This is a genomic window from Sphingobacterium sp. DR205 (assembly GCF_011064245.1).
Classification (GTDB): Bacteria; Bacteroidota; Bacteroidia; order Sphingobacteriales; family Sphingobacteriaceae; genus Sphingobacterium; species Sphingobacterium athyrii.
Genome location: NZ_CP049333.1, coordinates 7,040,648 through 7,067,290, shown reverse-complemented (window position 1 = coordinate 7,067,290; position 26,643 = coordinate 7,040,648). Strand labels below are relative to the sequence as shown.

The following is a 26,643-nucleotide window of genomic DNA, read 5'->3' as shown; positions in this document are numbered from 1 at the left end:
AAAAAGAAAATTCATGTCTCAATCATTTATAGTTGCATGCGAAGGGGGGAAACGCAAGATTGCTGAAATCTTATTGGAAAAGAACCAAGTCGATGTGTCGTATACGGATGAATTAGGTCGAACAGCATTACATTATGCAGCTCATCGCGGATATTTGGATCTGGTAAAAAAGTTGGTCGAGTCCGGTGCGGCGGTGGATTATGAAGACCATCGCGGTGAGACACCATTGTATTTTGCCCTGCTACAAAAGCAGAAGCAAACCGCGGCTTATTTACTTGACAAAAACGCCAATATTCATATCAATGACTTCTTGGGCAATAGCTTATTACATATTACCGCACGGACCGGACAGCAGGAGATGGCTGAGAAACTGATCGCTGCAGGATTGGATGTAAATGCATTGAACAATGATGCGGAGTCGCCTTTGTTGTTGGCTGCGCAGGCAAAATATCCCCCTGTCGTTCAATTGCTGGTGTCACAAGGAGCCAATTTGGACATCACCGATAAAGCAGGCAATACCGCACTCAACATTGCAGTAGCATTAGGGTCTGTGCCCATTGTAAATATGTTGTTGGATAATGGCGCCGCAGTCAACACGTTGAACGATCTAAGCGAAGGTCCCTTGCTATTAGCCGTGAAAATGGGGAATCGTGTGCTCGCACAGAGATTACTAGAACAAGGCAGTGATATTTTTGCTGAGTCTGCCGAAGGGATCTCTCCAGTTTGGTACGTCTGTAATAGCAATCAAAAGGAGCTACTGGCGTTGTTTTTGGAAAGAGGGCTTTCTGCGGATTACGCTCGCCCTGTAGATTCATTTGATGGGAAAGATGGAAAGTATATGGAAAAGCTGATCGAGCGCACTGGTGGACGTACATTTATTCTTGGATTTGAACCACATTACGCGGGAGAAACATTATTACAGACTGCTACGAAAATGGGTTATCTGTCTTTGGTAAAACAGCTGTTGGATAGTGGTGCGACTATAGACAAACAGGATGCCTCCGGTAATACAGCTTTGCACTTTGCGGCAGCATATGGGAAAAAAGATGTATTGCGTTATTTGCTTTCAAACGGTGCGCTGACTGATATTTCTAATGTTCTTGAGCAAAAGCCAATAGATTATTCCAATATGCAGGGATTTAATGAGATAACAAGATTATTGATAGACTTCGGTGCGAAAACAAACGCAGTGGATGATGGTCCCATCAGTGCAGGTGCCAGCATAGCACCACCAGCTTCGCCGATGGATATGGGACTGAAAAAACAAGCTTTGTTTGATTTAAAGGATCTGCTGGATGCCGGAATTATCAATCAAGAAGAATTTGACCAGGAAAAAGCGAAGATATTGAAGGCCTGATCATCATCGCTATTATTGCGTGTACATAGAAACAAAAAGACCTGCAAATTTTACATTTGCAGGTCTTTTTTTGTAGCCCGTAGTGGAATCGAATCCTAAGAAAATGTGGGAAAGGACACCGTCTTAACAGCTGAAACAAAGATAGACCATCCGAGGGAATAAGAGGTTTTTCTTTTGACCAAGACACAGCTTACTAGCTGCTTCCCTCGCCTCCTATGTATTTGTAAGGGATAAATGCATTTAATGCGCCTGACTGCAATAATAATGGGATCGTAAAATAAAAGTTGAGCACACTACACCATTATTTGTCACCACGTTTAGCAATCAGTTTTTGCGCTTAAAATACTAAAAAAATTAGTAATTTTAGTACTTTTTACTTATATTTATAGCTATAACCAATAACATAATTATGAGTAAAAGAAACTTATCGAAATACATTGATATTCTATCGGATTTCGGCTGGAAATTATATTTTGGCGAGCAGAATAAGGAGAATCTTATCAATTTTTTGAATAGCCTTCTGGAGGGCGAACACGTCGTCAGGGAGCTTACCTACAGCAATGTCGAGGAAGACGGAGATCTTCCCAGTGAACGTAAAATAATATTTGATTTAAGATGCGTAGGCGCAGAGGGAGAGGTGTTCCTTGTGGAGATGCAGCTGCAGAGTCAGGACTTTTTCTTTGACCGTGCGGTGAGCTATACTTCGCGGACGATCAGTAAACTGGGAAAGAAGGGGCGCGCTGGTAATAATTATGAATTGCCGCCGATATATTTTGTTGCGGTGCTGGGCTTTTGTTTAGATCCCGAAAATCGGGGAAAATATTACTACAGCGGCAAGATCATGGATGAGTTTGATAATGAACTGCTATACCCCAAATTGAGTTATAAGCTACTTGTGCTGCCAAATTTCGATAAATCTCGGACTGAGTTAACGACGGTTCTGGATCAATGGATGTATCTTATGCGGCATCTGAATGAGTTCGATGAGCTACCTAAGTATTTGGATAAAAGAATTTTCTCCCGTATCTTTGAGATAGGAGAACTGGCAAAATTAACGTCAGAGGAGAAGATGTCGTATATATCCAGCTTAGAACAGAAACGCATCTATGATGCAACCCTCGCACACGCCGAAAAAAAAGGTATTCAGAAAGGCATTGAGAAAGGCAAGCGCGAAGAAGCTATTGCCATTGCCTTGGAATTCAAAAAGATGGGGATTCCGATCGCGGATATTGCCCGTGGCACAGGACTTTCTGTAGAGGAGATCGAAAAACTGAAATAATATAAGTTTTAGCGTTTATAATAATTTATCGAGAGCTGTTTCTGAAAAGGTAGGGCACTGAAAAAGTAGACATAAAATAGTCTATAAAAAGATAAGCGGATGAACAGATCATAAGATGTTCATCCGCTTCATTTTTTAGCGGCATATTATTTTTTCCTCTAAGGTCGACTTTGGTATGTTTTTTGAGTCTAGAGAGCGTTTTCTACTTTCGAAAAGGATTTTTCAGAAATGAGACTCTCAAATCTAGAATTTGAGTATTCTTTTTAGATTTACTACGAATATAGCCAGTGCTCCTTGCATTTTCATGTTTTCCAGGCCGTAGGAATCCGCCCTGTCATATCCATGAACATTCTTTAACTCGCTGTTTTTTGCTTCAATTTTATATCTATGCCTCGACTTTTCCCTGAAGTATTCGCTCTGCTGAAACACCTCCTGTTCTATATGCTCATCTGTTCGTATAGAGACTGAATATGTTTTGCTTTTAGCTTCCGGTTTGTAGCATCCATCCCTTAGTGGGCATACCTTGCATTTTTCGACATCGAAATAATACGTCATTGTCTGGTTGCACCGGTGTATCTTTTTACCCTGCACTCGCTTGTACATTGCCAGATGCCCTGCTGGACAGACAAACATATCTGCATCCTTGTTATAGTCAAACTTTTCTTCCTCTTTTCTGGCACCATGGGTGATTGCAGGATTTATCTTGGCTACAATTTTGATTTTATTGCCTTGTTGGTCTTTAAGCTTCAGGTTTTCCTTTCCAGCATAGGCCGCATCACCTATGATGGTATCTACCTCCATTCCGTTGGACCGGGCCTGATTCAATAGTTTTGGTAGTTCAGGACCATCCCCCTTTTCTCCTGAGGTAACAACTGCTGCTGCTATGATACGCTCTTCTGTCATTGCCAAATGCGTCTTATAACCAAAAAAACTACTGTCTGCGGTCTTGTGCCCAACTCTGGCATCCATATCTTTGGAAATTATATAGTTCTCCTGGGTATCTTCAACGGTCTCTTTTAGCAGGTTTAGTTTCTCCTTTACAGCTGGAATTTCGCTTAAAGTCGTATCAGACTCAATCAGCTTTTGAAGCGCCTTACAATATGCTATTTCTTTCTGGATATCATTTGACTCATTTTTCTGAGGCATTTGATCCTTGAAATCCTCATCCATCGAATATACAGCCTTACGCAGTAATTTTGAACGTTGTCTGAGCACCTCAAGTGGGGAATATGGATTCGACCGGGAAAGCGAATGGGTCGAATCAACGATGATGGACTTGGATTTGATAATACCTTTTTCCAATGCTATGGAAACGGTTTTCCCTATCAATAAATTCAACAGATCCATATCCTTAAGCCGCAGTTTACGGAACTTCGTCAGAGAGCTGGAGTTGATGACATCCTCTTCAGGTGACATCTCCAAAAAATATTTAAAGGACATATCGTAACGGGAGCGCTCCACAACATCAACATCTGAAACGGTGAATATGGTTTTCAACAACAGATATTTGAACATCCGGACAGGGCTTTCTGCAGTCCGCCCATTATTTGAACAATACTTATCCAAAAGCTCATTATAAATGAAACTAAAATCTATCATTTCATTGATCTTGCGAAGTAGATTGTCTTTAGGAACAATCAGATCGTAGAGCCTGGAATATTCACTAAGTTGGATTTTTTGTTGTTGAACTAACATTGGATGAACATAAAATACAACTATAAGATACAAAAAAAGGAGTGGAAAATCTAAGATTTTCCACTCCTTTTTTTGTTAAAAGCTTTAAAGGACTTTTTCAGTGCCCTCCTGAAAAGGGAATGGCTTTTTTGTTTATTCTCCCCAGATTTTACGCAATACCTGCACCTCCTTTACAAGTAAGGCTGTATTCTTCAAGAGGATACTATATTGCTCGTAAAGTTGGCTGTACTGTATGAGATATTTATCTAGAAGATCATATACGTCGGTCAGCACACGTAGAAATTCCTGTAGATCGTGATCCAAGGAAACGACGTCTACCTGCATGTCCTCGTAATGGTCAAAAACAGTCTTCAGTACTTCAAAATTCAATGGGTCAATCGGTTTTTCCCCTCGGAAATAGGTGTCTGTAATGATGATATATTCTTTTTCCAAGGTACCGATGCGGTCGTAGAACTTAACCAGGTTGTGATGCAACTCGATAACGGAGTTGTAGTAGTTGCGCAATTCTACCTGATAGTTTGGCTCCATGTCCAGATAGGGATTTTCTTTGGATAGATCAACGTTTTCCTTATAGAAGTCCAATAGACTTTGTTGTTCCATTCTATCGTCGTCCAGTATCTGCAGATCAATCAGTGTTAATTGGCACTCACTTTTTTCTTTTTCAAACAGCTGTTTCATGCGCCACACCTGATCGTGTGCCAGCCTGTAATTATTTAACGCTTGGGCTTCGTGGTTCAGCGGGAATCCGTTTTCGCGAAAGCGGTAGCTTATTTTTCGAAGGGGGTGGTCTATGGTCTTGGTTTTCATTTGTTTAATTCATCGTGCATTAGCCTGTCTAAAACTCGCATTTGCTTGTTGTCCGTTCACTCAGGGTTATCGCCGGTATTCAACTAAATATAAGGATTATTTGGGAGATTAAAGAATTCCTATCTGGTCTCGATCCCCCATAAGAAGATCAAGACCGGACAGGAAAAGGTGTTACACTACAGCACAGCGAACAATCTCGCTATAATTTGGTGTAGGTGTAGACCCGAGATAAGTCACCCTGAACTCATACTCCTGTAGATACTCGAGCGCTGTGATAGCGAGACGAGATTTTGTGCTCAATACAGCTGTCCATTCGTTCATGCTGTTTGCTTTTCGGTACTCAAACTGATAGAGTCGGCTGTGTTTCCAAGGGGCTACACGCAGCTGTACAGTATTCGTGCCGGGGTGCGTCACCAAGGCGCGGAGGTCATTGGGTTTGGGAGACTGTCCGACGCTGGTGCCGGCTGCATTTTTGTTGAGCATAAATCCAGCGGCCAGGATCACTGTGGGATCACCTTTTGCTGCACTCTCGATATGGAGAGATAGATCATAAAGGGCTTGCTTTAAGATCGTAGCCTGTTGGTTTTTGTTCGCTACCTGACGAATATCCCGAAATGAAGCTTCGGTTTTCAAGTCCGTGTAATCGGCCAGTGCGGCTTCCAGTACAGTAATCTTGTCTGCAACCTCAGGAAAAAGTGTCGCATTTTCCTTTGAGCTTTTGATGACATTTGTCGCATATTGAATCAACGTTGATTCAGTGCTTGTTTTTGAGTGTAAGATTGGCTTTGCCATAATAAATGAATAATTTGTTTATAATAATTTAATTAATGACTCAAAGGTAATACAGCGGTTGTCGTACTAGGGGGGCTAATCGGGTCAACTTTACGTCCGACATGGGATAGTTGTGAACCGATAGACCCTGTCGGCTGGCATTTTGACTAAAAATCTATGTTTGAAGACAATGGAACGGGATTTTTTGGTGAGTGTTTGCTTACCGTTTCGTATACGTTTTGGAGCAAAACGTATACGTTTTTCCTCATTTTATCTACGTTTTGAAGTGATCTTCATGCGAAATGGAACAAAATGGAACTGTAATGGAGCATCCTGTATCCTTATTGGGCCAAACCATAAGCACTCTGTCGCACAAGAGATCCGTTATGTGCGAGAACGGCAGCGCGCGGGAGCAGCTTAGTTCTGTTTCGGCACATAACGTTAGCGATTTACTCCAATATAGATGCAATTTGTCGCAACCTATATACGGGGCGGGGCATTTCGATGGCAAGTTGGAACGGAGCGACCCGAGGATAGGCCATCATACTCATGATTCGGTATAAAGCGCATGCATTTGCTGTTAAAATAGCTTCTTTACATGTAGGCTCTTTTGATAGTCCAGTGGACTGATTTGAAATCGTTTGATAAAAAGACGTTTGAAATTTTTAGGGCAATGGAAATTTAAAGCGTAGGCAATGGTTGCCACTGGCTTGTCGGTGTTCCGCAATAATTTTTTTGCTTCCTGTAATCGACATTCGGAGATCAATCCCGCAATTGTATATTGTTTGTTATGAAAAGCTCGGGTCAATTTGCTGCGGCTTACATAGAGCGCGTCCGCTATTGATGCTATACATAATTGATCATCATAAAAATTATTGCGGATATAGGCCACCGCTTTATGGAAGAGTTGTCGTTCGTGATCTTCTGTTTCAGCGGAGGGCTCGAATTTCATGCCTTGAAATACGGACTGGAATAAGCGCGTATTCCAATTGGCTAATTGGTAGTAAGTACTAAAAGGTTTGAACTGTATCTGGAGGAGGCTATCCAATATGCGCTTCAATTTGGCATGGAGTAACATTTGTCCATGCACGAAATGCTGCGTTTGGGGATCTTGCGTATTCGATAGCGCTTTCAACTGCGGATATTCTGCCGATAAGCTAGGCCATGTTTTGCCATCTATCCCTACGAGCAACATCCAGTTGCTCCCTTGCTGTAGCGCAAGATCGTGCCATTCGATATAGGTTTGATAAAAAAGTACGGTATCTGTGGGGATCAGAAAATCAGCTTCCAATTTCACCTTTAGTCCTGTACGCATATTAATAAGCAGCCAAAGGTAATTTGGCGTGGATAGGACCTTTAGGGGCAAGTGCGATTCTAATCTAGTATTTCTGAATTCAAACCAACAGAAATGCTGTCCTTTATAGCTCCGGTAGTCTGGGGACGATGGGGTTGGTAGAAAAGCTAAGAATCCGTTGTACGTTTCGCTTATCGTAGCGTTATATTGGTCAGGGAAATGGACAAAATCACTTTCAGACATTTCTAGGTCGATTGGTTTTCATTAAATATAACCAAAAGCTAAGAAAAATACAATGATTTGATCATGCTGCCAGCCTATCTTTTGATTTTGTGAAAATTGCTCGTTTCTAGGCCTAAATGGCCGTTAATCGGCCGTTTCTGCACCTAATTGGCCAATTGGTTACTTAATGGGTTATACAAGGCTATTACGTTATGTGGAATTCCATTCTTTTTTATTTCAGCATAGCCATATAACGGTATATAAAATCAGGACTTTTGAGGCTCTCCTTTCCATATTTATTGATCTGGTCAGCATATTGCATCAGCGAACCGCAACCTGCTCTATTAAAGAGCTTGCGCAGCCCCTTATCGCCTGCAATATCGTAAAGTAAAAAAGCGTCCATGCAGTCTATCATCAGGTGCTTCCTGTCGAGCAATTTCAGGTTGGTCATCTCTTCAAGTTTGTTGCCCTCCGGTGTTCCCGAATTGGTCAGAAACAGGAAAGTCCGGATCAGCCATTTGTCCCGTTGGAGCGATATGACAAAGTAGCCTATCTTGTGGGAGGCGAGATAACATTCCAGCAGTACATAGTCTTTTTTTACAATGGTTCGGGCGGCTCCTTCCCGTATGACATATCCGATATAAGCCTGTACATATCCCCTCCAAAACACCGCACGTTCTTCAAAGCGGTCCAGTGCATGCTGCTGGGCATAGATTGGAAGCGGTATATCGTCATCAACATTGGTCAGTCCCAGCTGGCTCGGCCTGATAGAGATCCAGTCAAATTCATCTACTTTGACCGGGGAGGGAACTCCCATACGGACAATTATCCTTTTCTTACCGTCTATATTCTGTAAAGTTGTACTATGGGCCAGTCGGTGAATATAGATCTCATTGGTCCCGCCGAATTGCTCAATGGCCATCCGGTCAAAACTGAACCGTACAGTGCCCCTGTAAAAATCATAGAGCTGTAAATCATTGATACTCATGATCTGTATAATATTCGTGCGCTGCTGACTGAACCACTCTGTCGTGGTAAAATAAGGTGCGAACACTTCCCGTAACTTGGAAAACCCTTTGATCCGTGTACCCACCCTGTACTGTATATAATGAAGCAGGACAAGTGTATCGGTCAGAAAGCGTGCATAGGAGATCTTTTCGCCCAATAAGGTTTCGATATATTGACCGCTGAGCAGTTCGGCCAATGTCTGCTTATAATTTTTGAGCTCCTCTTCATTCATGACACGTTTACCACGTACGATGACCTTGATATCGGGATATCTATATAGGTATAACAGCCGGAGGCTACTTTCAGGAAGAAGTTCGAAATATCCCTTACCAACCATTTTCACACAGATAGTGCGCAACCGATGATAGAATACCTGACGGCGGGCCTGTTCCTTTTGGCTATAATTGGTCTTTCTATGGCTGGATTTAGTCATACTCTTCTCATTTGGCATAAGAACCCTGGCAAAGGAAGAGATTTTTTCTCCACCGATGGAGGATATAAGTAATTACTAAGTTAATAAAAATAAGCCATATGGACAATAATTTGGTGCTGGAATATCGGTCTAATTGTGGGCTATTTTACTAATGCATGCTTACTATCTGGACAGCACCAGCAGTACAGGTTCTCGTTCCCATATGCCAGGTTGTGGCTACATTTATTGCGTTCAATACGATATGCCTTCAGCCCGCTTTGCTTTTTGCTTGAATAGGCAAAAGAAATTTTTTTGAACGGAAAGCAATTCAATGATCGGTTGACAGATTCACTTTTACATCAGATCAATACCCTTCATCCGTTGAGAACTTGATACCGCCCTGCAGGGCAAATAGTAGGAATAATCTGTCTGTATCTATTCTGAACCTAAAGGGGAACGATGCCATTGTATGGAACTGGATAAGTTCTATATGATATTTTTTGAGGACAAGTTTTTCGCGGACTACTTCCGTTTCCGGGAAAAGATAGCAATGGGATGAACTGGCAGATTTTAGTACAGTTCCACTCCAGCTTATCGGATTGGCTGCCCTGTCCAAATGTTCAATAAGCTCGACGACATTAACGATGTCATCACCTTGTCCCAAATTCCTGTCGGATGTTTCTTTCCGCTCCCGAGTCGGTGATCTTCATGGTGGTCATAATCGAGGGTTTCTTCCAGTTCTTTGATAACGAAGGCCTTCTTATGCCATGGTACCTAGTGTTACATGCACTGATAAACGTCGAGGCTCTCTAGGGATAGGAGGGGAAAATAGATTGGTAACTTTATATCATAATGAGACGCAAACATAACGGAATGAGACCTCAGGATATTGTTATCCTAGTTAAGATTGCAACCATACTTAGTGATGACTGGCAATTAAAGGATCTTGCCAGCTCGCTATATATTAGTAATTCAGAAATATCTGAATCATTGGAAAGAAGAGCCTATGCTGATCTGATCGACTTTAACAAACGTAATGTTCGTAGGGGAAACTTTCTTGATTTCCTAATTCACGGAATGAAATACGTATTTCCTGCCCAGGCGGGAAATTTGGTAAGAGGCATTCCAACAGCACATTCACATCCATTTATGCACAAATTTATAAGTAGTGGGCAGGCTTATGTATGGCCGTCTGCTTTAGGAAACATACTGGGACAGGCAATAGAACCATTCTATGCCAATCAGGTAAAAGCGATAGAGGACGATGAGCAACTTTATCGTTTGCTCGCCCTACTGGATGTGATCAGGGTAGGAAAGGTCAGAGAGAAAGTAATCGCAGAGAAGGAGTTAACAGCAACATTATCAGCTTATGTCAAATCATATTAAAATTGTGCGGATCAAGGCCGTAAACAATGCACTGAAAGAATTGCGTGACCAGGTGGTTTTTGTAGGAGGATCTACAATCTCCTTATATGCCGACCGGCCAGTACTGGAAGTCAGGCCGACAGACGATATTGATGTTATCATCGAGTTGCTCAATTACAGAACGTCAACAGCTGGAAGAACGCCTTAGAGAAATAGGATTTACAAATGATGTGGAATCGGGTGTGATCTGTCGTTTTAAGGTCGAGGGAATAATTGTCGATATCATGCCAACAGATGACCCGTCCATAGGTTTCAATAATAAATGGTATCCAAAGGGATACGAGTATGCCGAAAACTATCTGCTCGATGATGGTCAGACGATCAGGATTCTGACAGCGCCATATCTTTTGGCAACAAAGCTTGAAGCATTTAAAGGCCGAGGTGGTGGAGATGGTAGAATGAGCCATGATTTTGAAGACATCGTTTTTGTACTTGAAAATAGAAGAAGTCTATGGCAGGAAATAAGGGGATGTGATAGGGGAATTGAACCCTATTTACACTAATCTATTTATCAGTAATTTACAAACCTTCTATTTCCCTACTCACGAATGACTCACTGGTTTGACATACGTTTTAGCTGCAGGTTCTTTATTATTTAATATAAGAAAACCAGTTCTAATATTAGTCAAGTATACATTATTATTTTCGAATACCAAAATTATCTAGATTAAGATTAGGTTCTTCATTTTTTAAAAATTCTAGAATATTTATTCAAACTAGACTCCCTTAAGTATAGGCATTTTTAATTGTTATCTCTATTTACTCTTTGATAAAATTTTTTTATAAAAATCTCAAATTAAAAGTAACAGTTCAAAGATTCTTTAATTTTAAATACTTCGGTTTTATCGTGGGAGCTTAGACGTATGTAACACATCCATTTTATCTATATCATATTTTTCTATTTAAATAGATCAAGAGGAAGACCAGTTAAAATAATAACAATAACGACACTCAGAATAAAAGCGAGTTTCGTCATTTTGTCAAATCCTACTTTTTTAATAAGAAATATTGACCCTACAATTGCCATTAAGGAAACAAAATATACAATTGCGATTGCACGATTTATTAAAGATGCTATTTCCGTTGTGACATGCCATATTTTCGCAATCTCTTTATAAGGATTTTCGGCATACGGATTAATATTGCCATAAAACCCAGTCGATTGAACTTTTAGAATAACAGTCTCTAAACCTAAAAAGGGCCAAACTAACCATCCTATAAGTTGTAACAGACAAAACCAAAAACACAAGTAAAAATATAATTTCATGAATTCATTTTGTTATTAATAATTAGAGTAAAAATAATTTAGTTACAGTTAGTTGAAAGATCACTGAGGGGTCTCTGCCCATCCATGACTGCTTTAACCAAAGACCAATTAGGTCTATGCACTAAAGGTGTATTTATTGTTGCATTGCCTTTATTTTGGTTTACAAAATTAGCTATTTTTCCTTGAAAAGATGACCATAATATATCAGCCTGAGTAAATGGAGTTTGTGCAATTTCTTGTAGCAGTGTTCCATCCCAGTTGGTAATTCTATCAACCCCCCTAGTGAAAAAAGTATAAGATCCGTCTGAATTCTGTTGATAGCCAAAATCTCTATTGCCACTTACGGGGTGATCTTGGTATTTTGGATCATTTATCGTTGTAAAAGTCCAGCCTGTTGATGTACTTTTTGAAACTATTACAGAGCCATTATCTGGGCCAGGTATGTCAATACCTATTATTGCCCCAAGTGGATTTGGAGAATTCCACAAATCGTTATCGTTCACACCATAATAATTATATGGGGTAAATTTAGAACGATTTTGATCTACGAATCCATTAATATTTACTCTTATCATTTGTAAGAAATTCTCCGCCGACATCTGCTCATTACCAACTGTAGGTAATTTGTTTACATTTACGGAAAAGTAATCCATATTTACCACGGAACTGTAAGCGTTATCAATGTTCTGAATACGAGCTATAATTGGACTGTTGAGTCCTGGTACAATATGAGGAGATGCAGAAAGCTGATTCAATCTATCAATTATAGCTCCAGAAGGAGTAAATTTGGCAGTAGAAATCCAATTTTGAATAACACTACAAGGAATTTCTGAAATTAAAACATAGGGATTTCCGGCTATAAAATTTAAAAATGTAGGTAAAGGAATTGGATCGTTGCCAGTTCCTGGAGCTCCTGGAGTTCCTGGTTCTGGATTTCCTGGAGTTTCCGACCCTGGAGACGGGCCTATTGTGTTATTAAAATGATTTCGTATATAAACCTCCATATTACCATTACCTAGACATGGTTGTCTAGTAATAGGTCCATAACGAATCCATTGAGATATTGTATTGAACTGGATGAGTTCTATATGATATTTTTTGAGGACAAGTTTTTCGCGTATTACTTCCGCTGTGGGGAAAAGATAGCGCAGGGATGATCCAGCAGATCTCAGCACAGTATCGCTCCAGTCCACCGGATGTGCGCCGGTATCCAGAACCTTGAGGGGCTCCATGGAGAATATAAGATCAAAATGGTCCGTCATCAATACAGGGAATTACCGTTTTTATACTATTATAGATTGTTATGTAACCAAGAGGTTAATAAATATAGCGTGTTACATTTCACAAATGCAAATTTTTTCGATGAAAGGACGTTTTACTGCTATAAACTGCACGATTCCCTCGATATCTGTAATTTATGGATTGGTGTTTACGCTATCAGAAAGTACCGCTTTTTACTTTCAAAAGCAATTTGGGTAATTAGGGAAGTTAAAATTAGGAGGGCTATTTTCCAAGCTCCTTGACAAAGCCCGATATTTCGCCAAGGGATTTCCGTCCCAGCCCATCCATGACGGCCAGTTGGTCATACGTACAGGCCATCAGATCGGCAACTGTTATTATCCCATGCCTGCGAAGGGCACTTATGGTCTTTCCGCTGAGCTCCTGCCGGAAATAGAAGAGGTCGCTCTCAAGGACCATCTCATGGATATATTGGTTATCGCCCAACAGCCTATGCAATTTCAGGGAAAGGTTCCGAAGTGAGGTATAATCCATCTTGCGAAGATCTAACCTGGTTTTAACGCCATCCAGATAGATGTCAATTTCGTGTTCTTTCATGGTTATTCAGATTGCCTGGTTCAGTATTTATGGTCATACTAGTTTTGAATTTCACCCCCTTCAAAACTTCATATTTTAAATTAGATAAATCTGAATAATAATTCCAAATTTATTCGACCAATTACCATTTGACCATGCCCAAATGTTTAATTAGCTCGACGACATTAACGATGTCATCGCCTTGTCCCAAATTCCTGTCGGGTGTTTCTTTCCGCTCCCGAGTCGGTGATCTTCATGGTGGTCATAATCGAGGGCTAGTTCCAGTTCTTTGATAACGAAGGTCTTCTTATGCCATGGTACCTAGTATTACATGCACTGATATACGTCGAGGCTCTCTAGGTATCCGATAGGGAGGGGAAAATAGATTAAGCATGAATTAAATCCGATTTTGATAATTGGATCTTTCAATTAATCATATAGCTGATCTTTAGGTAGGTACTATAATAGGGCCTTTTTCATTTCTTATGTTGTATATGCGAATTAAGATTGAGGGGAGTCAATTAGTGGCCCCATAGCACAAATCACAGATCAGTAAAAACCGGATCTTTTCCGTTCTTCAGGGTCAAACTCTTAAGTGAACCGGTACCTTTGAAAAAAATACCAAAACCGTAAAGTTTGGTATTTCCATCAATCACATTATCGCCGCCTTTTGAGCGGCAACGAGATGTATTGTATTCTCCGTTCAAATTATGTGCAACTTTTATCTTATTCCATAAAATTGAGGTCCGCTATCAGATATGCCCTACCAAAATTTTCTTGGTCATGTGTAACTGTTGCTGTTATTGATCTCCATTTGGATGGAAGAGGAGAGCGATTGTTATTGTATAAAAAGTTTTCTTTGTTAAATTGCCAGATTTCCTCTAGCTTACTTCCTATCAGCGGATCTTTATAGGTCAATTCTATTTCATCTCCTGTCTCAAGCCAATGTATAAATTTCTCTCCTTCTTTCCGAAGGATAACCAAATTTGGACCCGGAACGACAGAACGCACCAGTGATAATCGGAAAGATTCATCACCTAGATATCTTTCCTCACTGATAATTCCGTTAAATATAAGGGAGTGTCCCGGACCACCATCCATCATAATTGGTCCTTTATATGCGGACATGCGGGCTTTGATTTTATAATTGTAACCCGGTTTTCTACCTGTGAACGAAGATAGTGGTAGTTCTGAAGCCTCGTTGTAAGGAAGTAAAAGGGGAACGTCTCCAATAGCTCCGTACTTATGATCTACTAATAATTCGACCTCCTGACCATCTTTTAAATTAAAGCGTCCATACCCCTCCTCTTTTGAACACGCCATAAAGAGAAATGTCAATAGTAAAAAGAAATATTTCATATCATTTTTAATTTAGGTGTTACTCTTGATTCGCTATGGTATAACGCTATCTTTCATTGGAATGCTACATGGCAATTATTATCCGGTCTATTAAATAAATCCTTTAAATCACGCCATCCTCTGGAAAATAACGCTCTTATCTTTGGTTACTATTGGAGCTGTGGGCCCAGTCCAAAATCTGTCTTATGGCAGTCTTGATCCGATCTATCTTAGTTGAAGGATCTATCTCGCAGATCATACTGTTTGTGTTTACCGAATGCAGAGCCATCTAATTTATGGCTGATACCAGAGATTTAATCACAATCGAAGAGCCTGAAACCATAAAATTTTCTTATGTAGGGGAAAATATTATTTTTATTCCTATTTTTAACCCTAATATAGATCAATTATAATCAAACATGAAAAAGTTAAACCTGCTGTATTTCTGCGTATTTGCACTATTTTTCGGCTGTTCAAAATCAGAACCTAAAACTTTTGAATACTGGAACAACCTGGTTAATGAAAAGCTCGAAGAAATAAACAGACTGGTTCAGTCCGTTCCTTGCACGGACGCCGGAGATTTTGAAATAGTAAGAAAGGGAGGATATTATCTGGTCCATCCATCTGTCAGGACAGAATTTGACCGCCTTCAGGTGCAATTAGAAGGGCTTGAAAAAGAAAGAAACATTGCGCAAACTAGAGAAGGTTGGATCGGAAGCCCACCTCCAATGATACCCAGCCATCCGGTAAGAAAAGTCTGTGAGAATGGAAAACCCAAACTTTTGTAATGTCAAAGACCTTTCCATAGAAGAAATCAATACGGAGATTCCCATGAGGTATAAAGAAATAGTCAATTTTTACAAGGATGCTTCCTGCACTGACCCAAATCAGTGGTTCGGACGATATATTTTTTCAGATTGTAAACTGGAGGCTGTGGCTATACATAAAACGATCCGAAATGAGGAAATAATCTCGAAAGTGGATATATACAATCAGATGATGGTACGGAAGTTTCAGTCCGAGAAGCCCAACTGTGGAGGAGATCTTCGTTTCGAGCGTGTTTTTGAGATTCTACCAGCACAATGTGAGGACGGAAAACCAGTAGTTTCCGTAGCCAGATAAAAAAGTGTTTGGGGTAAGACCTTGGACCCTCACTTTAGATTCTTTCAAGCGCCCTTCCCGGACCAACCGATCAACAGAAAGTACGTATGCAGTTATGCCTTTCCTTCCATATCAATTCCAATAGGATCTACTCACCATCCCACAGAAAGAGTACAGGAGATCCCGATTTCCGGATAAAAGGACCTTGTCACGTATGCACTTGATATTTTCAAGTACCTGATCCATTGTAGCTGCCCTCGGACGGAAGCCCATGAATTTCGATAGCTTCCATTCTTCGAGCATCCGATGTAACCGGAGCAGCGGATAGCCCGGAAAACGTACAATATCAGGATCGGCACTCCTCAATTCATTGAGTTCTGTCTTGAGCACGATCTGGTACCAGCAAAGCGTTTCGGTATCGATCCTGTCCAGATACCCAGGAAGTTTGGACAGATAGCGTATTTCAAGTAGGAGGAGTGCATGGTGGTCATCCTCGATATAGGCCCGGTTTATTTCGCATTGTATCTTCTCCCACCCTTTGCGGAACAGCACGGAATATTTTTCCAGTCCTTGACATAAGCGGGCATAAACGCTTATCGTATCAACCGATCGGATCGGGTAGACCTTTGCTTCCGCAATCCGGTCGGTCTCTGAAGAAGAGCAATGCTGAAGGATATTGGGTTTTGAATATTCGGGTGATTCCAGAGCTCCTTCACGATCCTTCATCAGTTCCAGATAGATCATGTCGGAAATACTCTCTTTAAATCCCAAAAGTCCGAACGACCGGAGAAAATCAGTCTGGGGTCCTGTTGGTTTGGCCATTTCAAAAGCAGAGGAGACCAGGGCAAATATGCACAGGCGCACCCAGTCCCGGTCTTTCGCTGACATGGGTACGGAATTAATTCTGTCAGCGAACAGTTTGGCGGTGCCGTAATGAAAGTCAAGAAGTGTATCCCTTAGTTCAGGTTCCGGTCGTAACAGATAAGGGTCCAGAACGGCATGGATCATCGAGGCTGCCCAGTCGAAGTGATCGAGTTTTGGGACGATCTTACCCCGTAGGTATAGGAACCTTTCTACCAGCCTTGACCTGTCCAGGCCCCTCATCCTTTCAAGGTGTATTTTGTAATAATATTCTTCAGATCTAAGGTAACTTTCCTTCTCAAAACGGTTAAACGGAAAGGTATAGAGCATCCTTTCGATCGATGGCCGGCTCTTTTTCTTTTTCCCTCCATAGTAATAGGTCAACAGGCTCATACAGGCGAGAAAGAATTCGTCACCCGAAAAAGAGTGGCTCCGGATTCTCTCAGCGATGTCCCTTACATGGACTTTGGTTTCCTTTGTCAATCTGGTGCTATGGAAGTCAGTTGATACGGGCATGCCCGGCAGACCGGCCTTCCAAAAATGGATCTCTTCTCCGTCGATGTTTAGACCGGGTACCGTCGTGTCATCATAGAAGATGTCCAGCGAACTGTATTCCCCCGGAAGAAGGTGCTGCACTACGGTCTGGTCGCCCTGCCAGAACAGCTGGCATTCGCCCTCCCGGCTCCTTCCGGTCTGGTGTTCTCCAAACTGGAAGTCAATATTTCCGGCAAATTGGATATTCAGGGTCAGTACAGGCCTGTTGGGCACGGAAAAGAGCTGGACCTCTTTGTGGACGGTATACCTGGAAAAGCGGAAATGGCATGATGAGTCACATGCGGAGAGTATCTCTATGACACAGCTGTCGGATTTCTGGACAGACTCAGCGATCCGACAACCTTCATGTACAGTCATATTGTCCGGACCGAGAGCAAAGGGGGGAAGGATAGGCTTTTCCCCCAGGTCTGCAAAAATGGATCTGGCGTATCTTATCCTGCTATTCATATTGTTATTCTTTACATGATTCGACTATCCGCCGACACATCCAATATCAATTACTTTGTTCGAGTAAATGATATTGACCAATCACCTGTCCTCAATGGGGCCTGCCACAATATACCAAAAAATTAGCGTCATATGAAACATTATGTCCACCCCGTGGAGTCCCGTGGAATCAAAAGAGCGTCCGCATTAGGGAAATGTCCAGTATAAACTATGTTTCGTATGGGTAAAACGTCATTTGGTCAAACTATCTCAATTTTCTGAGAAGAATTTCTTGCAGTACTATTATGATAAAGATCCGCTTACTTCATTTAGAGAGGAGGAACTTCGGGACCTACATAATAAACTTGAACATGCTGAAACAATAATAGCAAAGAATGATCTAATTATAGAGAATCAAGCTAAGTACATAAAAGAGTTAGCAGAAAAAATAGCTTTTCAGCACTCCCTTTTAATTTTTATCTTTGTTATGTAGCAATCATTTCGATTTGTTATATTATCTTACGTACTATTCAAAAGATGAGCAGAATCAGAATAAAAAAACAATGATCTACTTCAGCAGATCATTGACAAACAACAAGAAAATGATCGTCTAAGACGGGAAGTAGAAGAATGTAAACGCAAATTAGGCAAAATATAATGAACCGAATAAAAATAGAATCACTAGGACCGATCCAACATGCTAACATCAATTTTGGTGATCTGACTCTTTTTGTCGGTCCCCAAGCAAGTGGAAAAAGTATCCTCTTGCAGATGATAAAGCTAATGGTCGATAAAGATCATATTCGAAGAACTACCGAACAATATGGATATGTTTGGGGAAGTTCAATTGAAGCGGTAATAGACCGATATTTTGGCGAAGGTATGTCCGGTATCATTAATCCAGAAACTAAATTCTTTCTAGATGGGGAATCGTTTCCTATTAATAATCTACTGAATTCTAATGGTTCCAAAGACGAGACACTGTTCTACATTCCTGCTCAACGAGTTATCTGTCTCCAAAACGGATGGCCACGTTTCTTTACCGATTATGAAGATTCTGTTCCTTATGTCCTAAGGCACTTTAGTGAAACTTTAAGACAATATCTTGAAAGCAGTACGAACCAAAAGAACAGTACAATTTTTCCGCAAAAGGACGGATTGGAAAATACCATACAGGAATCCTACAATGACAGTATATTCCATGATGGCGTAATTACGCTAGATCGAACAGTCAAAAAACGCTTTAAATTAAATATTGGCAATTCAAGTATTCCCTACATGGCATGGAGTGCAGGGCAAAAGGAATTTATGCCCTTGCTATTGAGCTTTTACTGGCTAAGTCCCCAACCTAATTCAAAACGGAAAGATCAAATTAAATATGTGATCATCGAAGAACCAGAAATGGGCTTACATCCGCAGGCTATTGAATCGGTAATCTTACAAATACTTGAGCTTTTGTCCCGAAACTATAAAGTAATCGTCTCCACGCACTCTCCGGTTCTATTGGAATTTGCCTGGGTTTTCAAATACCTGAAAGAGGCCAAGTCAGATGGTGAACTTCTTTCAGAACTCTTCGGTATAAGAGATTCAGGCTCAAATGCATTCAAAGATATTTTGAGAGAAAAAGCAATTAATACATATTATTTTGACCGTATTAATAATCAGGTAGAAATTAAAGACATATCTAGCCTTGATGCAGGAAGTGATGACATCTCAATCGCAGAATGGGGCGGGTTATCCTCTTTTAGTTCGAAGGCTTCGGATATTATTTCTCGAACAGTAGCTCAGAAAAATTAAATAGTTTTGTTCATGACTTTTAAAGAAGCCGTTGAAGGTACGCCCGAAATTGCAACTTGCCTCCAAACTGGCCTAAAGGCCCTAGGAGGGAACAGTAAAAAAATAACGATGAAACATACGTCCCTTTGCGAGGGAAGTGTTGATATTGACACCTGTGTTTCAAAACTTTATCCAAGTAGTAATCGATGGGATTATTGCTTTTCGTACAATGGTGAAGTCTTTTTTGTTGAGGTTCATAGCGCAATTACCTCAGAGGTCTCAACAGTATTGAACAAATTAACCTGGTTAAAAAAATGGTTGAGAGATTCGGCGCCTGAACTTGACAACTTAAAAGCACAAAGTCGGGCTCCTTTTTATTGGGTACAATCCTCAGGGTTCAGTATCCTTCCTCAATCAAAACAATTTAGGTCAGCCGTACAGGCAGGAATAAAACCGATTTCAAAACTAGTCCTATGATTCTCCGATTCTAAAAGCAGTTACTATGCAATATCGTTGCTGCTTATACGAAAGGGGCTAGCATGCGATCCTATCTAAATATTAAATGAATGATCATCTTCCTTCGTAAAAAAACTAGTTTAATAAATCTCGTTTTTGAAGAAATTTCAGATGAAAAATTGTAGACACAGTTTGTGGCCAAAATTCCATGTGGCGACACAAATTTAATTTTTCAGCGCAAAGGACTTCTTCCGATCAGGATTCCAATAAGTGTAATAACCATTTTGACCTTATGTATAGGCATAATTAATTTTATTGGTCACTAGACCTAACCAGCCTTTTATCCTCGTTACCGTCTTTTGGTGAAGCGTTTTCCCATTTCATTTCCTTAGTGTTCAATTTTATTATCCGATACTGTTCCGTATAGATTTTGTTCTCATCATAAAGTGTGACTAAGGTCTTATCATGGCTCAGCACATAGGTTCTATGGATAGATGTGTCTTTATTTGAAAGCGCATCATAGATATTTTTGGTACAGGTCATATCAGAGTTGAACCTGTAGGTAACGGAGCCGTCGACTGCCATTCTGGGGTCATCATTTGCCACTGTCCATTTACCGATAAGATTGTCAATCGCTATTTTTTCATCTTTTTTGCAAGAGGCCAGAATTAGAGCAATGATAGCTGGGAATAAAAATCTGTAAATTTGTTTCATAACTTATGGGTTATTTAATTTCGATATCAAAAGAACGGATTAATTTTATGATCTGCTATACTAGAGCTCGATTTGTCAATAGATTTCTAACTACACCTTGTGACTTCCGGTCCTGTTGTCTTGGCTTTAGGCCTTATCTCTTTTTGTTTATATCTTAGTAATTAAAAGCGTGCCGATGGATAATAGATTTACCGACATCATACAACTCATACAAGAATCCCGGAGCAATGCCATAAGGGCGGTCAATATCGAGCTTATTAACCTATATTGGAATATAGGTGCTTATGTAAGGCAAAAGTTATCTGTTGCCGAATGGGGAGATAAAACGGTAAATGAATTATCGGATTTCATTCAGAAGAATAATCCTGAACTGAAAGGCTTTAACCGTGCGGGGCTTTATAGAATGATACAATTTTATGAAACCTATGCCGACACCAAATTTGTCGCCACAGCGTGGACACAAATACATAATACTGAAAACCAGGAAGCTAAAATTGTCGCCACAGTGGGGCGACAATTACAATCAAAGCGTCAGGACATCAGAAAAACCATTTTGGCACAGTTGAGCTGGTCACACCACCGCACAATCTTTTCACGTTGCAAAACCGAGGAAGAACGGGAATTTTACCTACGTATCAGCATCAAATAAAATTATAGCGTTCGGGAACTTGACCGCCAGATTAGCGCAAGTCTTTTTGAGCGTGCAGTGCTGGGCAAAGTAAACATTGTATCATTGCCCGAAGAATTTTCCCAAGATATTACGAATGCTTTCAAGGACAGTTATGTTTTTGAATTTCTGAACCTACCTGAGCCATACAATGAAAACGATTTGCAGAAGGGCTTCATCAAACAGATGAAAAACTTTATTCTGGAACTGGGTAGGGATTTCATCTTCATTGATGAGGAATACAGAGTACAGGTGGGTAACAGCGATTTTTATATCGACCTTTTATTTTTTCACCGAGGTCTGCAATGCCTGGTAGCTTTTGAGTTAAAAGCTGAAAAATTTAAACCCGACCATTTGGGGCAGCTTAATTTCTATCTGGAAGCATTGGACAGGAACGTAAAGAAACCTCACGAAAACCCTAGTATTGGGATCTTGCTCTGCAAGGACAAGGAAGACGAAGTTGTTGAATTTGCATTGAGCCGTTCACTTTCGCCTACACTGGTTTCGGAATACCAAACACAGCTGCCAGATAAAAAGTTGCTTCAACAAAAATTACATGAGCTTTTTGAGAATAATGGTACAACTTAAGAAAGGTTTACAATATAGGACGACGATCGGACAGATCTGCTATTCATTTATTATATTACTGTTGATTGCATGTTCACCTTCTCAAAACAGTAATAAGCTCGGGAAGACGGATAGCTCTTTGAGAACTGACTCTATCACAGGAGACAAGTCTTTGGAGGCAGGTTCGGATCACCAGTTAGCGGCTGAGCGGGCATTGACGGAACTATTGGCCCACTGGGGTACGAATATTGGAAAGATGGCCTACCCCGATTATTATGGAGGCGCATATGTTAGTGAAAACGGTCAGTTAACCGTTTATATCAAACAGGACAATGAACAGATCAAACAGGAAGTCATCGGTATTGCCGGGACAAAGGACATTGCGTTCAAGTGTTTTGACTATACCTATCTGACAGAACTGATGGGCCGTCTCAATGACTTTGTACGAAGTAAAAAAGACCCGAAATTGATTGAAAATATCTCTACATTTTCACTGTTGGAAAAGGAAAACAAAATCGAGGTTGGGCTTTTGGATTGTAGCCCCGAGAAGATCGGGGAATTCCGAAAGTCTGTTCTTGATTCTCCGGTACTTTCCTTTAAAGAATCGGGGAAAGTACAACTGGAATAGGAAAGAGCGATCGCGACATTTGCATCTACGGCAGATCCCTGCAGGTTTGCGGCAACACTACACTCCCCATACGATCGCACCAATAACGCTTGGAAATTTTCTCCCCAATATCGGTGATCCTTATACCCTATTCTTTGGAACGTAGCGTTTCTTTTTTCACTGTTAGGCCACTAAAAGAGCGGGCGACAAGAGGTGTCAAGGGCGCACGAAGTGCGTTCGATATACCCTTGACGACTCTTGACAGGCTGGTCTACCTTTGCCAGAAGCGGTGAAAAAGGAAAAGCAGTATTGTACTATTATTCCATATCTACCATTACACAGAAACTATCTTTTCAATGGAGACTGACACGCCATTATCGTCTATAATTTCTACCTTTTCTTTTTTTCTTTTTTCGGGGTTCCTGTTCCGAAACGATATTGATTCCTGAGGGGACAGGTTCGAGAAGGGTCTCAAACAATCCTCCAATTCCCTCAGTGACCACTTTGAGCATGTCGGTTGAGTTAGCGTAAGTGCCCTGTGATTCTTTATTTGCGAGTTCAGTGGGAAATTGCCCGTCCCATTCGATTTCCTTTTGCGATGTGAGGAGCAGATCCATCTGCGCCCTTTGTATAAGGCTTCCATTCTTTAAGATATTTGCATGTGCAAGCGTATCTTTCAATTCCCGGTCGAAACCGAATTGTTTGTCGAAAAGGGTTTCGCCGGACTGTTTGAACGCCATTCGGTCAAACTGCCCCATCTTTTTGGAATGTTCGGCATTGCGGCCCTTTGAGCTGTTCATCGGACTGAGCTTGTACCTTCCCGTTATGTCCTTTCGGCTCACGATGACCTGGATATGATACTGCATGCCTTCTTTTTTATCACCTCGCTTTTTGAGCCCCTGCTTTACCTCTTGGTCCTTATGGGAATAATACCGGAAATCCTCGACCTTGGCGAACCAGAGCAGGTCCCTGTTGCTGTTTATCCCATCACGTTTAAAATTGCGTGCATATTCGTCCATGACATTTTCGGTATAGAGCTTCAATTGCTCTTTCATCCCGATATCGCCGTACTGTGCTTTTAGATGGGCTAGTTCCTTCTGACTGGGGCTGATGTTGATGAGAAAAAACTTCGCTTCATGGTTTCCCAGCTTTGACCTGTTGCCGTCGAGTGCCCTTCTCACTTCGTATGCCTCCACATCCTGACGTTGGCCATTGAACCACTGTTCAGGTTCGTTCCTGTTTTCCGTACGGTTCTCCTTTTCGAGGTAGTGGACTAGCTTACCGCTGCCCCCTTTGTTTTCGGCTTCTTTTCTGTCCGTTATATTGATGTACATAAGATTTGTTTTCTTTTGCTATAAGAGATCTATCTGTTTTTTTACACTGCGCACCAGTTCTTCCTTTTCTTTCGCCGAGGTCATCATCCCGAAACCGTCCCTTATACGGATATAGTTCTCCAGAATGTACCGAAACTGCTCCTTCAATGATTCCTTGGTCGCAAGACTTTCCGAGATACCATCCAAGGAGCCTATTGCCAACTGTATGATATCTGTAAGTCTTTTTTGCCCGTCGAGCATGTCCCTATCTACTTCCAGTACGACCTTGTTATGTTTCTGCTGACCGTTAAAAAAATCAACGATATTCTTCTGGCTGCGGGTCATACGGTCAACTTCCCTTTTGATGGGGATCAGTAGATCATTCTCCTGTGTCCTGATAAACCCGATGTAATCTTTATGTTGTTTGAGCAAAGTATTCTTGAGCAGTTCGTCGTTGACGTCGAGCGGATCTTTCTTACTCCGATGGAAATAGTCCACCATCTGGGCAAAGACCAAACGTTTTGGCCTCCCTAGTTTCAGTGCGATCCTGTCCATCTTTACCGCGGTCTGCCTGTCGAATTTGATCGTGCTCAGTGTTTCTGTTCTCTTGGTATTCGCTTCCATTGAACCGTTTTTAGTCGTTTACCATTTATCTATTGGTCTACATATCTAGCTATATAGATATATCGAACCCTGCCTAGGGTTCCATTTTCTTTTATTTTGCCGCTTACAGCGGCCACGGGAACCCCTGGAGGGTTCCCGAAAAGCCCTTTACGGCACCGTAAAGGCAAGCAGGTGAGGCTCTGCCCAACCTCCGCTTGCTCCGATTTTCTCTGGAAAATTGGACCTTTTTGACCCGCAAGGGTCAAGGACAGTGCGGTGGAAAAGCGACCGTCGAAGGACGGTCTTCGTTCCCTATCATCATCAGAAGCAGCTCTGTGGGTATCCCCACCCACCGCTATTCGGAGAGTGGGAGCAATAAAGGAAAAAGAGGTTGCACTAAGCCAGCTAAAGAGCCTATTAGCCGTATTGCCTATTAGATATCGGGATATATGGAGTGCTATATTGCTACAGGGCTGTATATCTGGATATATAGAATAACCATGGGTATTACTACCTGTATCATGAAAAGATGATGTCATGATTCCCTTATATTTTGATAAGGAGAACAGAAAAAGCAAACTAGGCAGTACCGTTCTGCTTTCGAAGAAGAAAACAGAAATAGTGTAGTATATTGTCAAACTGCGCAATAGGATTGTGGGTGGAAAATCAGTTTGGATAGCTCCTGAATATTGGTTAGCCAAGGTCATTATCCACCTCCTTTCCTGCTTTTGAAAGTGCTTCCCGAATTGCCTGATTGGAGAAGAATACCTTCCGGCCTATTCTGTGAGGCACCAGTATGCCTGCCTTCTCCCAGTAGTGCATGGTGGAGTATGCGATCCCTAATAACTTTCGGGTCTCGGATCTTGTCCTGTAACCAATTCCTGATTGATCTTGTTGTGTTTGCTTTTCTTTACTTTCACAGGATAGGACTTCCCTAACTGCTGATCTGACCTCGTTGGATAGAAGCTCCTTGAACTCCGAATCCGAATAACTTGTAAGTATCTGTGCCATACGAAATACGTTTGTATAGCACAATGTTCAGGGGGATTCATTGAGGGATTGGTCACTATTTAAATCAGGTATCAAAAGATTCACCTTGGTCTAATTCGATAGAGGTCAAGAATGTGGAAGGATAAAATCTGACAATGGTAACACTGAATTGCACCATACAAAAAAATGAACTTCTTAAATGAATTTTTGAAGAACCGGAAAAAATAAATTAAATTTAGATAGCTGGTTGACTTTTACCCCAAGAAGTTTCAAAGATATGAACAGACCGATAAAATTTAATCTAGATTCACTGGAGATCTGCAAAAGTAGCAAGGCATTAACAGATAACATTACATTCAAAATTCCATTTGCTGATTCTCAAAATCACGAATTCATTGGAGGAAATGTGGCGTTCCAATGGTACAGTAATTTTCTGTACTTCATGGAACTTATGGAATTGTATTCTGACAAACAGGAAACAATACTATGTGAGGTCCTTGAACCTTCATTGATTATGTTCTTTATGTTCGATGGAGAGTCTGAATTCAGTATGCTCGAAGGCGATATCCTAAACCGTCCTGTTAGGGGGGCATATTACGCAACTTTGAACAATCGGGATGTATATAGGGCAACGTTTGAGCCGGGCAAGAATATTATCCTTTATATCTCCCTAAGGATGGAATGGATCCTGAGAGAGGAACTGGCATTACCAAATCTGAATAAATTTCTATCATTTTCCTTAAAGAGCGGAGGTTCGGTAGCATATATGGAAAAACTTTTTATGAGCCGCTCCCTTGCAAAAGAACTCATCAGGATTTGGCATGTATTCCCCCTGGAGGACAATGACCTCGAATCGACCCTCCTCCCCATGATCAAGAATATCCTGAAAATATATGATAGGGCCCAAGACTACCGTATACATCTATCTGAAATGTCCAACGAGGAAAAAATTCACGAAATCAGAGGATATCTCAGGGCCGGTTGTCTTTCTTCTAAGATTACGGATATTCAAAGCCTATGTAAACGATTCTTCATGACCGAGCGGACATTGAGGCGACTATTCTATAAACTTGAGAGAAAGACGATCATCGATTTTGTGACAGATCACCGACTTGAACATTCAAAAACTCTCCTCATCCAAAAAATACTTCCAGTGAAGGAGATTTCTAAACGATGTGGTTTTGCCAGTTCCAATTATTTCTGTAGACTATTTAAGAAAAAATACACTTTCACCCCAAAAACATTCCGCCTGAGAATGGCCCTTAAATAGATCCTATTCTTCTTAAAGAGCCTAGGCTACATCACCTGCTATGCTGT

General features: G+C 41.0%; 29 protein-coding genes. 14 read left to right on the top strand and 15 right to left on the bottom strand.

Annotated elements, in window-relative coordinates; all coding sequences use genetic code 11:
* The first annotated feature begins 13 nt into the window (after positions 1–13).
* Both G6053_RS29750 and G6053_RS29745 read left to right on the top strand, forming a co-directional pair.
* A complete protein-coding gene (locus tag G6053_RS29750; protein WP_165309453.1) occupies positions 14–1,357 on the top strand; it encodes an ankyrin repeat domain-containing protein in 1,344 nt (447 codons plus the stop codon).
* A gap of 409 nt (positions 1,358–1,766) precedes the next feature.
* Positions 1,767–2,636 carry an Rpn family recombination-promoting nuclease/putative transposase gene (locus G6053_RS29745; RefSeq protein WP_165309452.1) on the top strand — a complete coding sequence of 290 codons (870 nt, stop codon included), beginning with the start codon at positions 1,767–1,769 and terminating at the stop codon, positions 2,634–2,636.
* Between the two features lie 243 nt (positions 2,637–2,879).
* Here the strand turns inward: G6053_RS29745 and G6053_RS29740 are convergent, their stop codons facing one another.
* The 3 genes from G6053_RS29740 to G6053_RS29730 form a co-directional block, all read right to left on the bottom strand.
* Positions 2,880–4,331 carry an IS1182 family transposase gene (locus G6053_RS29740; RefSeq protein WP_165309451.1) on the bottom strand — a complete coding sequence of 484 codons (1,452 nt, stop codon included), beginning with the start codon at positions 4,329–4,331 and terminating at the stop codon, positions 2,880–2,882.
* Positions 4,332–4,463: 132 nt separating this feature from the next.
* Positions 4,464–5,138 carry a hypothetical protein gene (locus G6053_RS29735; protein WP_165309450.1) on the bottom strand — a complete coding sequence of 225 codons (675 nt, stop codon included), beginning with the start codon at positions 5,136–5,138 and terminating at the stop codon, positions 4,464–4,466.
* Positions 5,139–5,309: 171 nt separating this feature from the next.
* Positions 5,310–5,930: a hypothetical protein gene (locus G6053_RS29730; RefSeq protein ID WP_165309449.1), complete on the bottom strand. Its 621-nt coding sequence runs from the start codon at positions 5,928–5,930 to the stop codon at positions 5,310–5,312.
* Positions 5,931–6,090: 160 nt separating this feature from the next.
* On the opposite strand from G6053_RS29730, the gene G6053_RS29725 reads away from it, so the two are divergent.
* Positions 6,091–6,330 carry a hypothetical protein gene (locus tag G6053_RS29725; RefSeq protein WP_165309448.1) on the top strand — a complete coding sequence of 80 codons (240 nt, stop codon included), beginning with the start codon at positions 6,091–6,093 and terminating at the stop codon, positions 6,328–6,330.
* 159 nt (positions 6,331–6,489) lie between these two features.
* On the opposite strand, the gene G6053_RS29720 is transcribed toward G6053_RS29725, so the two are convergent.
* The 3 genes from G6053_RS29720 to G6053_RS29710 all read right to left on the bottom strand — a co-directional run bounded on the left by G6053_RS29720 (position 6,490) and on the right by G6053_RS29710 (position 9,509).
* Positions 6,490–7,446: an AraC family transcriptional regulator gene (locus tag G6053_RS29720; protein ID WP_165309447.1), complete on the bottom strand. Its 957-nt coding sequence runs from the start codon at positions 7,444–7,446 to the stop codon at positions 6,490–6,492.
* A 211-nt stretch (positions 7,447–7,657) separates the two neighbouring features.
* Positions 7,658–8,866: a hypothetical protein gene (locus G6053_RS29715; protein ID WP_165309446.1), complete on the bottom strand. Its 1,209-nt coding sequence runs from the start codon at positions 8,864–8,866 to the stop codon at positions 7,658–7,660.
* A gap of 343 nt (positions 8,867–9,209) precedes the next feature.
* On the bottom strand, positions 9,210–9,509 hold the full coding sequence (locus G6053_RS29710; RefSeq protein ID WP_165309445.1) for a hypothetical protein: 300 nt from the start codon (positions 9,507–9,509) through the stop codon (positions 9,210–9,212).
* Between the two features lie 188 nt (positions 9,510–9,697).
* Here G6053_RS29710 and G6053_RS29705 point away from each other — a divergent pair, with 188 nt between their 5' ends.
* The 3 genes from G6053_RS29705 to G6053_RS29695 are packed head-to-tail and all read left to right on the top strand — an operon-like array spanning position 9,698 to position 10,773.
* Complete coding sequence (locus G6053_RS29705) at positions 9,698–10,231, top strand: hypothetical protein (RefSeq protein WP_206531838.1); 534 nt, start codon at positions 9,698–9,700, stop codon at positions 10,229–10,231.
* A complete protein-coding gene (locus G6053_RS29700; RefSeq protein WP_165309444.1) occupies positions 10,215–10,418 on the top strand; it encodes a hypothetical protein in 204 nt (67 codons plus the stop codon). The genes G6053_RS29705 and G6053_RS29700 overlap by 17 nt, the downstream gene beginning before the upstream one ends.
* On the top strand, positions 10,363–10,773 hold the full coding sequence (locus tag G6053_RS29695; RefSeq protein WP_165309443.1) for a nucleotidyl transferase AbiEii/AbiGii toxin family protein: 411 nt from the start codon (positions 10,363–10,365) through the stop codon (positions 10,771–10,773). The genes G6053_RS29700 and G6053_RS29695 overlap by 56 nt, the downstream gene beginning before the upstream one ends.
* Positions 10,774–11,168: 395 nt before the next feature.
* On the opposite strand, the gene G6053_RS29690 is transcribed toward G6053_RS29695, so the two are convergent.
* The 4 genes from G6053_RS29690 to G6053_RS29675 all read right to left on the bottom strand — a co-directional run bounded on the left by G6053_RS29690 (position 11,169) and on the right by G6053_RS29675 (position 14,711).
* Positions 11,169–11,537 (bottom strand): hypothetical protein, encoded by a 369-nt coding sequence (locus tag G6053_RS29690; RefSeq protein ID WP_165309442.1) that lies wholly within the window; start codon positions 11,535–11,537, stop codon positions 11,169–11,171.
* A 38-nt stretch (positions 11,538–11,575) separates the two neighbouring features.
* On the bottom strand, positions 11,576–12,799 hold the full coding sequence (locus tag G6053_RS29685) for a hypothetical protein (RefSeq protein ID WP_165309441.1): 1,224 nt from the start codon (positions 12,797–12,799) through the stop codon (positions 11,576–11,578).
* Between the two features lie 241 nt (positions 12,800–13,040).
* Positions 13,041–13,373 (bottom strand): DNA-directed RNA polymerase subunit alpha C-terminal domain-containing protein, encoded by a 333-nt coding sequence (locus tag G6053_RS29680; protein ID WP_165309440.1) that lies wholly within the window; start codon positions 13,371–13,373, stop codon positions 13,041–13,043.
* 705 nt (positions 13,374–14,078) lie between these two features.
* Entirely contained in the window at positions 14,079–14,711 is a 633-nt protein-coding gene (locus G6053_RS29675; protein WP_165309439.1) for a hypothetical protein, read from the bottom strand.
* Positions 14,712–15,109: 398 nt separating this feature from the next.
* Between G6053_RS29675 and G6053_RS29670 the strand changes: the two genes are divergently transcribed.
* Together G6053_RS29670 and G6053_RS29665 are read left to right on the top strand one after the other, a co-directional pair.
* Positions 15,110–15,478, top strand: a complete 369-nt coding sequence (locus G6053_RS29670; protein WP_165309438.1) for a hypothetical protein — start codon at positions 15,110–15,112, stop codon at positions 15,476–15,478.
* A complete protein-coding gene (locus G6053_RS29665; RefSeq protein ID WP_165309437.1) occupies positions 15,456–15,812 on the top strand; it encodes a hypothetical protein in 357 nt (118 codons plus the stop codon). The genes G6053_RS29670 and G6053_RS29665 overlap by 23 nt, the downstream gene beginning before the upstream one ends.
* Before the next feature lie 111 nt (positions 15,813–15,923).
* On the opposite strand, the gene G6053_RS29660 is transcribed toward G6053_RS29665, so the two are convergent.
* Complete coding sequence (locus G6053_RS29660; protein WP_165309436.1) at positions 15,924–17,654, bottom strand: hypothetical protein; 1,731 nt, start codon at positions 17,652–17,654, stop codon at positions 15,924–15,926.
* A gap of 636 nt (positions 17,655–18,290) precedes the next feature.
* Between G6053_RS29660 and G6053_RS29655 the strand changes: the two genes are divergently transcribed.
* Both G6053_RS29655 and G6053_RS29650 read left to right on the top strand, forming a co-directional pair.
* Positions 18,291–19,430 carry an AAA family ATPase gene (locus G6053_RS29655; protein WP_165309435.1) on the top strand — a complete coding sequence of 380 codons (1,140 nt, stop codon included), beginning with the start codon at positions 18,291–18,293 and terminating at the stop codon, positions 19,428–19,430.
* Positions 19,431–19,442: 12 nt separating this feature from the next.
* Entirely contained in the window at positions 19,443–19,886 is a 444-nt protein-coding gene (locus tag G6053_RS29650) for a hypothetical protein (protein WP_165309434.1), read from the top strand.
* A gap of 291 nt (positions 19,887–20,177) precedes the next feature.
* Here G6053_RS29650 and G6053_RS29645 read toward each other — a convergent pair whose 3' ends face one another.
* Positions 20,178–20,579 carry a hypothetical protein gene (locus tag G6053_RS29645; protein WP_165309433.1) on the bottom strand — a complete coding sequence of 134 codons (402 nt, stop codon included), beginning with the start codon at positions 20,577–20,579 and terminating at the stop codon, positions 20,178–20,180.
* Between the two features lie 175 nt (positions 20,580–20,754).
* Here G6053_RS29645 and G6053_RS30715 point away from each other — a divergent pair, with 175 nt between their 5' ends.
* The 3 genes from G6053_RS30715 to G6053_RS29635 all read left to right on the top strand — a co-directional run bounded on the left by G6053_RS30715 (position 20,755) and on the right by G6053_RS29635 (position 22,441).
* Positions 20,755–21,228 (top strand): DUF1016 N-terminal domain-containing protein, encoded by a 474-nt coding sequence (locus G6053_RS30715; RefSeq protein WP_206531837.1) that lies wholly within the window; start codon positions 20,755–20,757, stop codon positions 21,226–21,228.
* 84 nt (positions 21,229–21,312) lie between these two features.
* Positions 21,313–21,834 (top strand): PDDEXK nuclease domain-containing protein, encoded by a 522-nt coding sequence (locus tag G6053_RS30710; protein ID WP_206531836.1) that lies wholly within the window; start codon positions 21,313–21,315, stop codon positions 21,832–21,834.
* On the top strand, positions 21,803–22,441 hold the full coding sequence (locus G6053_RS29635; RefSeq protein ID WP_165305119.1) for a hypothetical protein: 639 nt from the start codon (positions 21,803–21,805) through the stop codon (positions 22,439–22,441). Before G6053_RS30710 ends, G6053_RS29635 begins: the two co-directional genes overlap by 32 nt.
* A 353-nt stretch (positions 22,442–22,794) precedes the next feature.
* Here G6053_RS29635 and G6053_RS29630 read toward each other — a convergent pair whose 3' ends face one another.
* The 3 genes from G6053_RS29630 to G6053_RS29620 form a co-directional block, all read right to left on the bottom strand.
* Positions 22,795–23,754: a DUF5712 family protein gene (locus G6053_RS29630; protein ID WP_165309432.1), complete on the bottom strand. Its 960-nt coding sequence runs from the start codon at positions 23,752–23,754 to the stop codon at positions 22,795–22,797.
* 18 nt (positions 23,755–23,772) lie between these two features.
* Positions 23,773–24,357 carry a BfmA/BtgA family mobilization protein gene (locus tag G6053_RS29625; protein ID WP_165309431.1) on the bottom strand — a complete coding sequence of 195 codons (585 nt, stop codon included), beginning with the start codon at positions 24,355–24,357 and terminating at the stop codon, positions 23,773–23,775.
* A 672-nt stretch (positions 24,358–25,029) separates the two neighbouring features.
* Positions 25,030–25,347: a hypothetical protein gene (locus G6053_RS29620; protein WP_165309430.1), complete on the bottom strand. Its 318-nt coding sequence runs from the start codon at positions 25,345–25,347 to the stop codon at positions 25,030–25,032.
* Between the two features lie 256 nt (positions 25,348–25,603).
* Here G6053_RS29620 and G6053_RS29615 point away from each other — a divergent pair, with 256 nt between their 5' ends.
* Entirely contained in the window at positions 25,604–26,596 is a 993-nt protein-coding gene (locus G6053_RS29615; protein ID WP_165309429.1) for a helix-turn-helix transcriptional regulator, read from the top strand.
* Positions 26,597–26,643 lie beyond the last annotated feature (47 nt).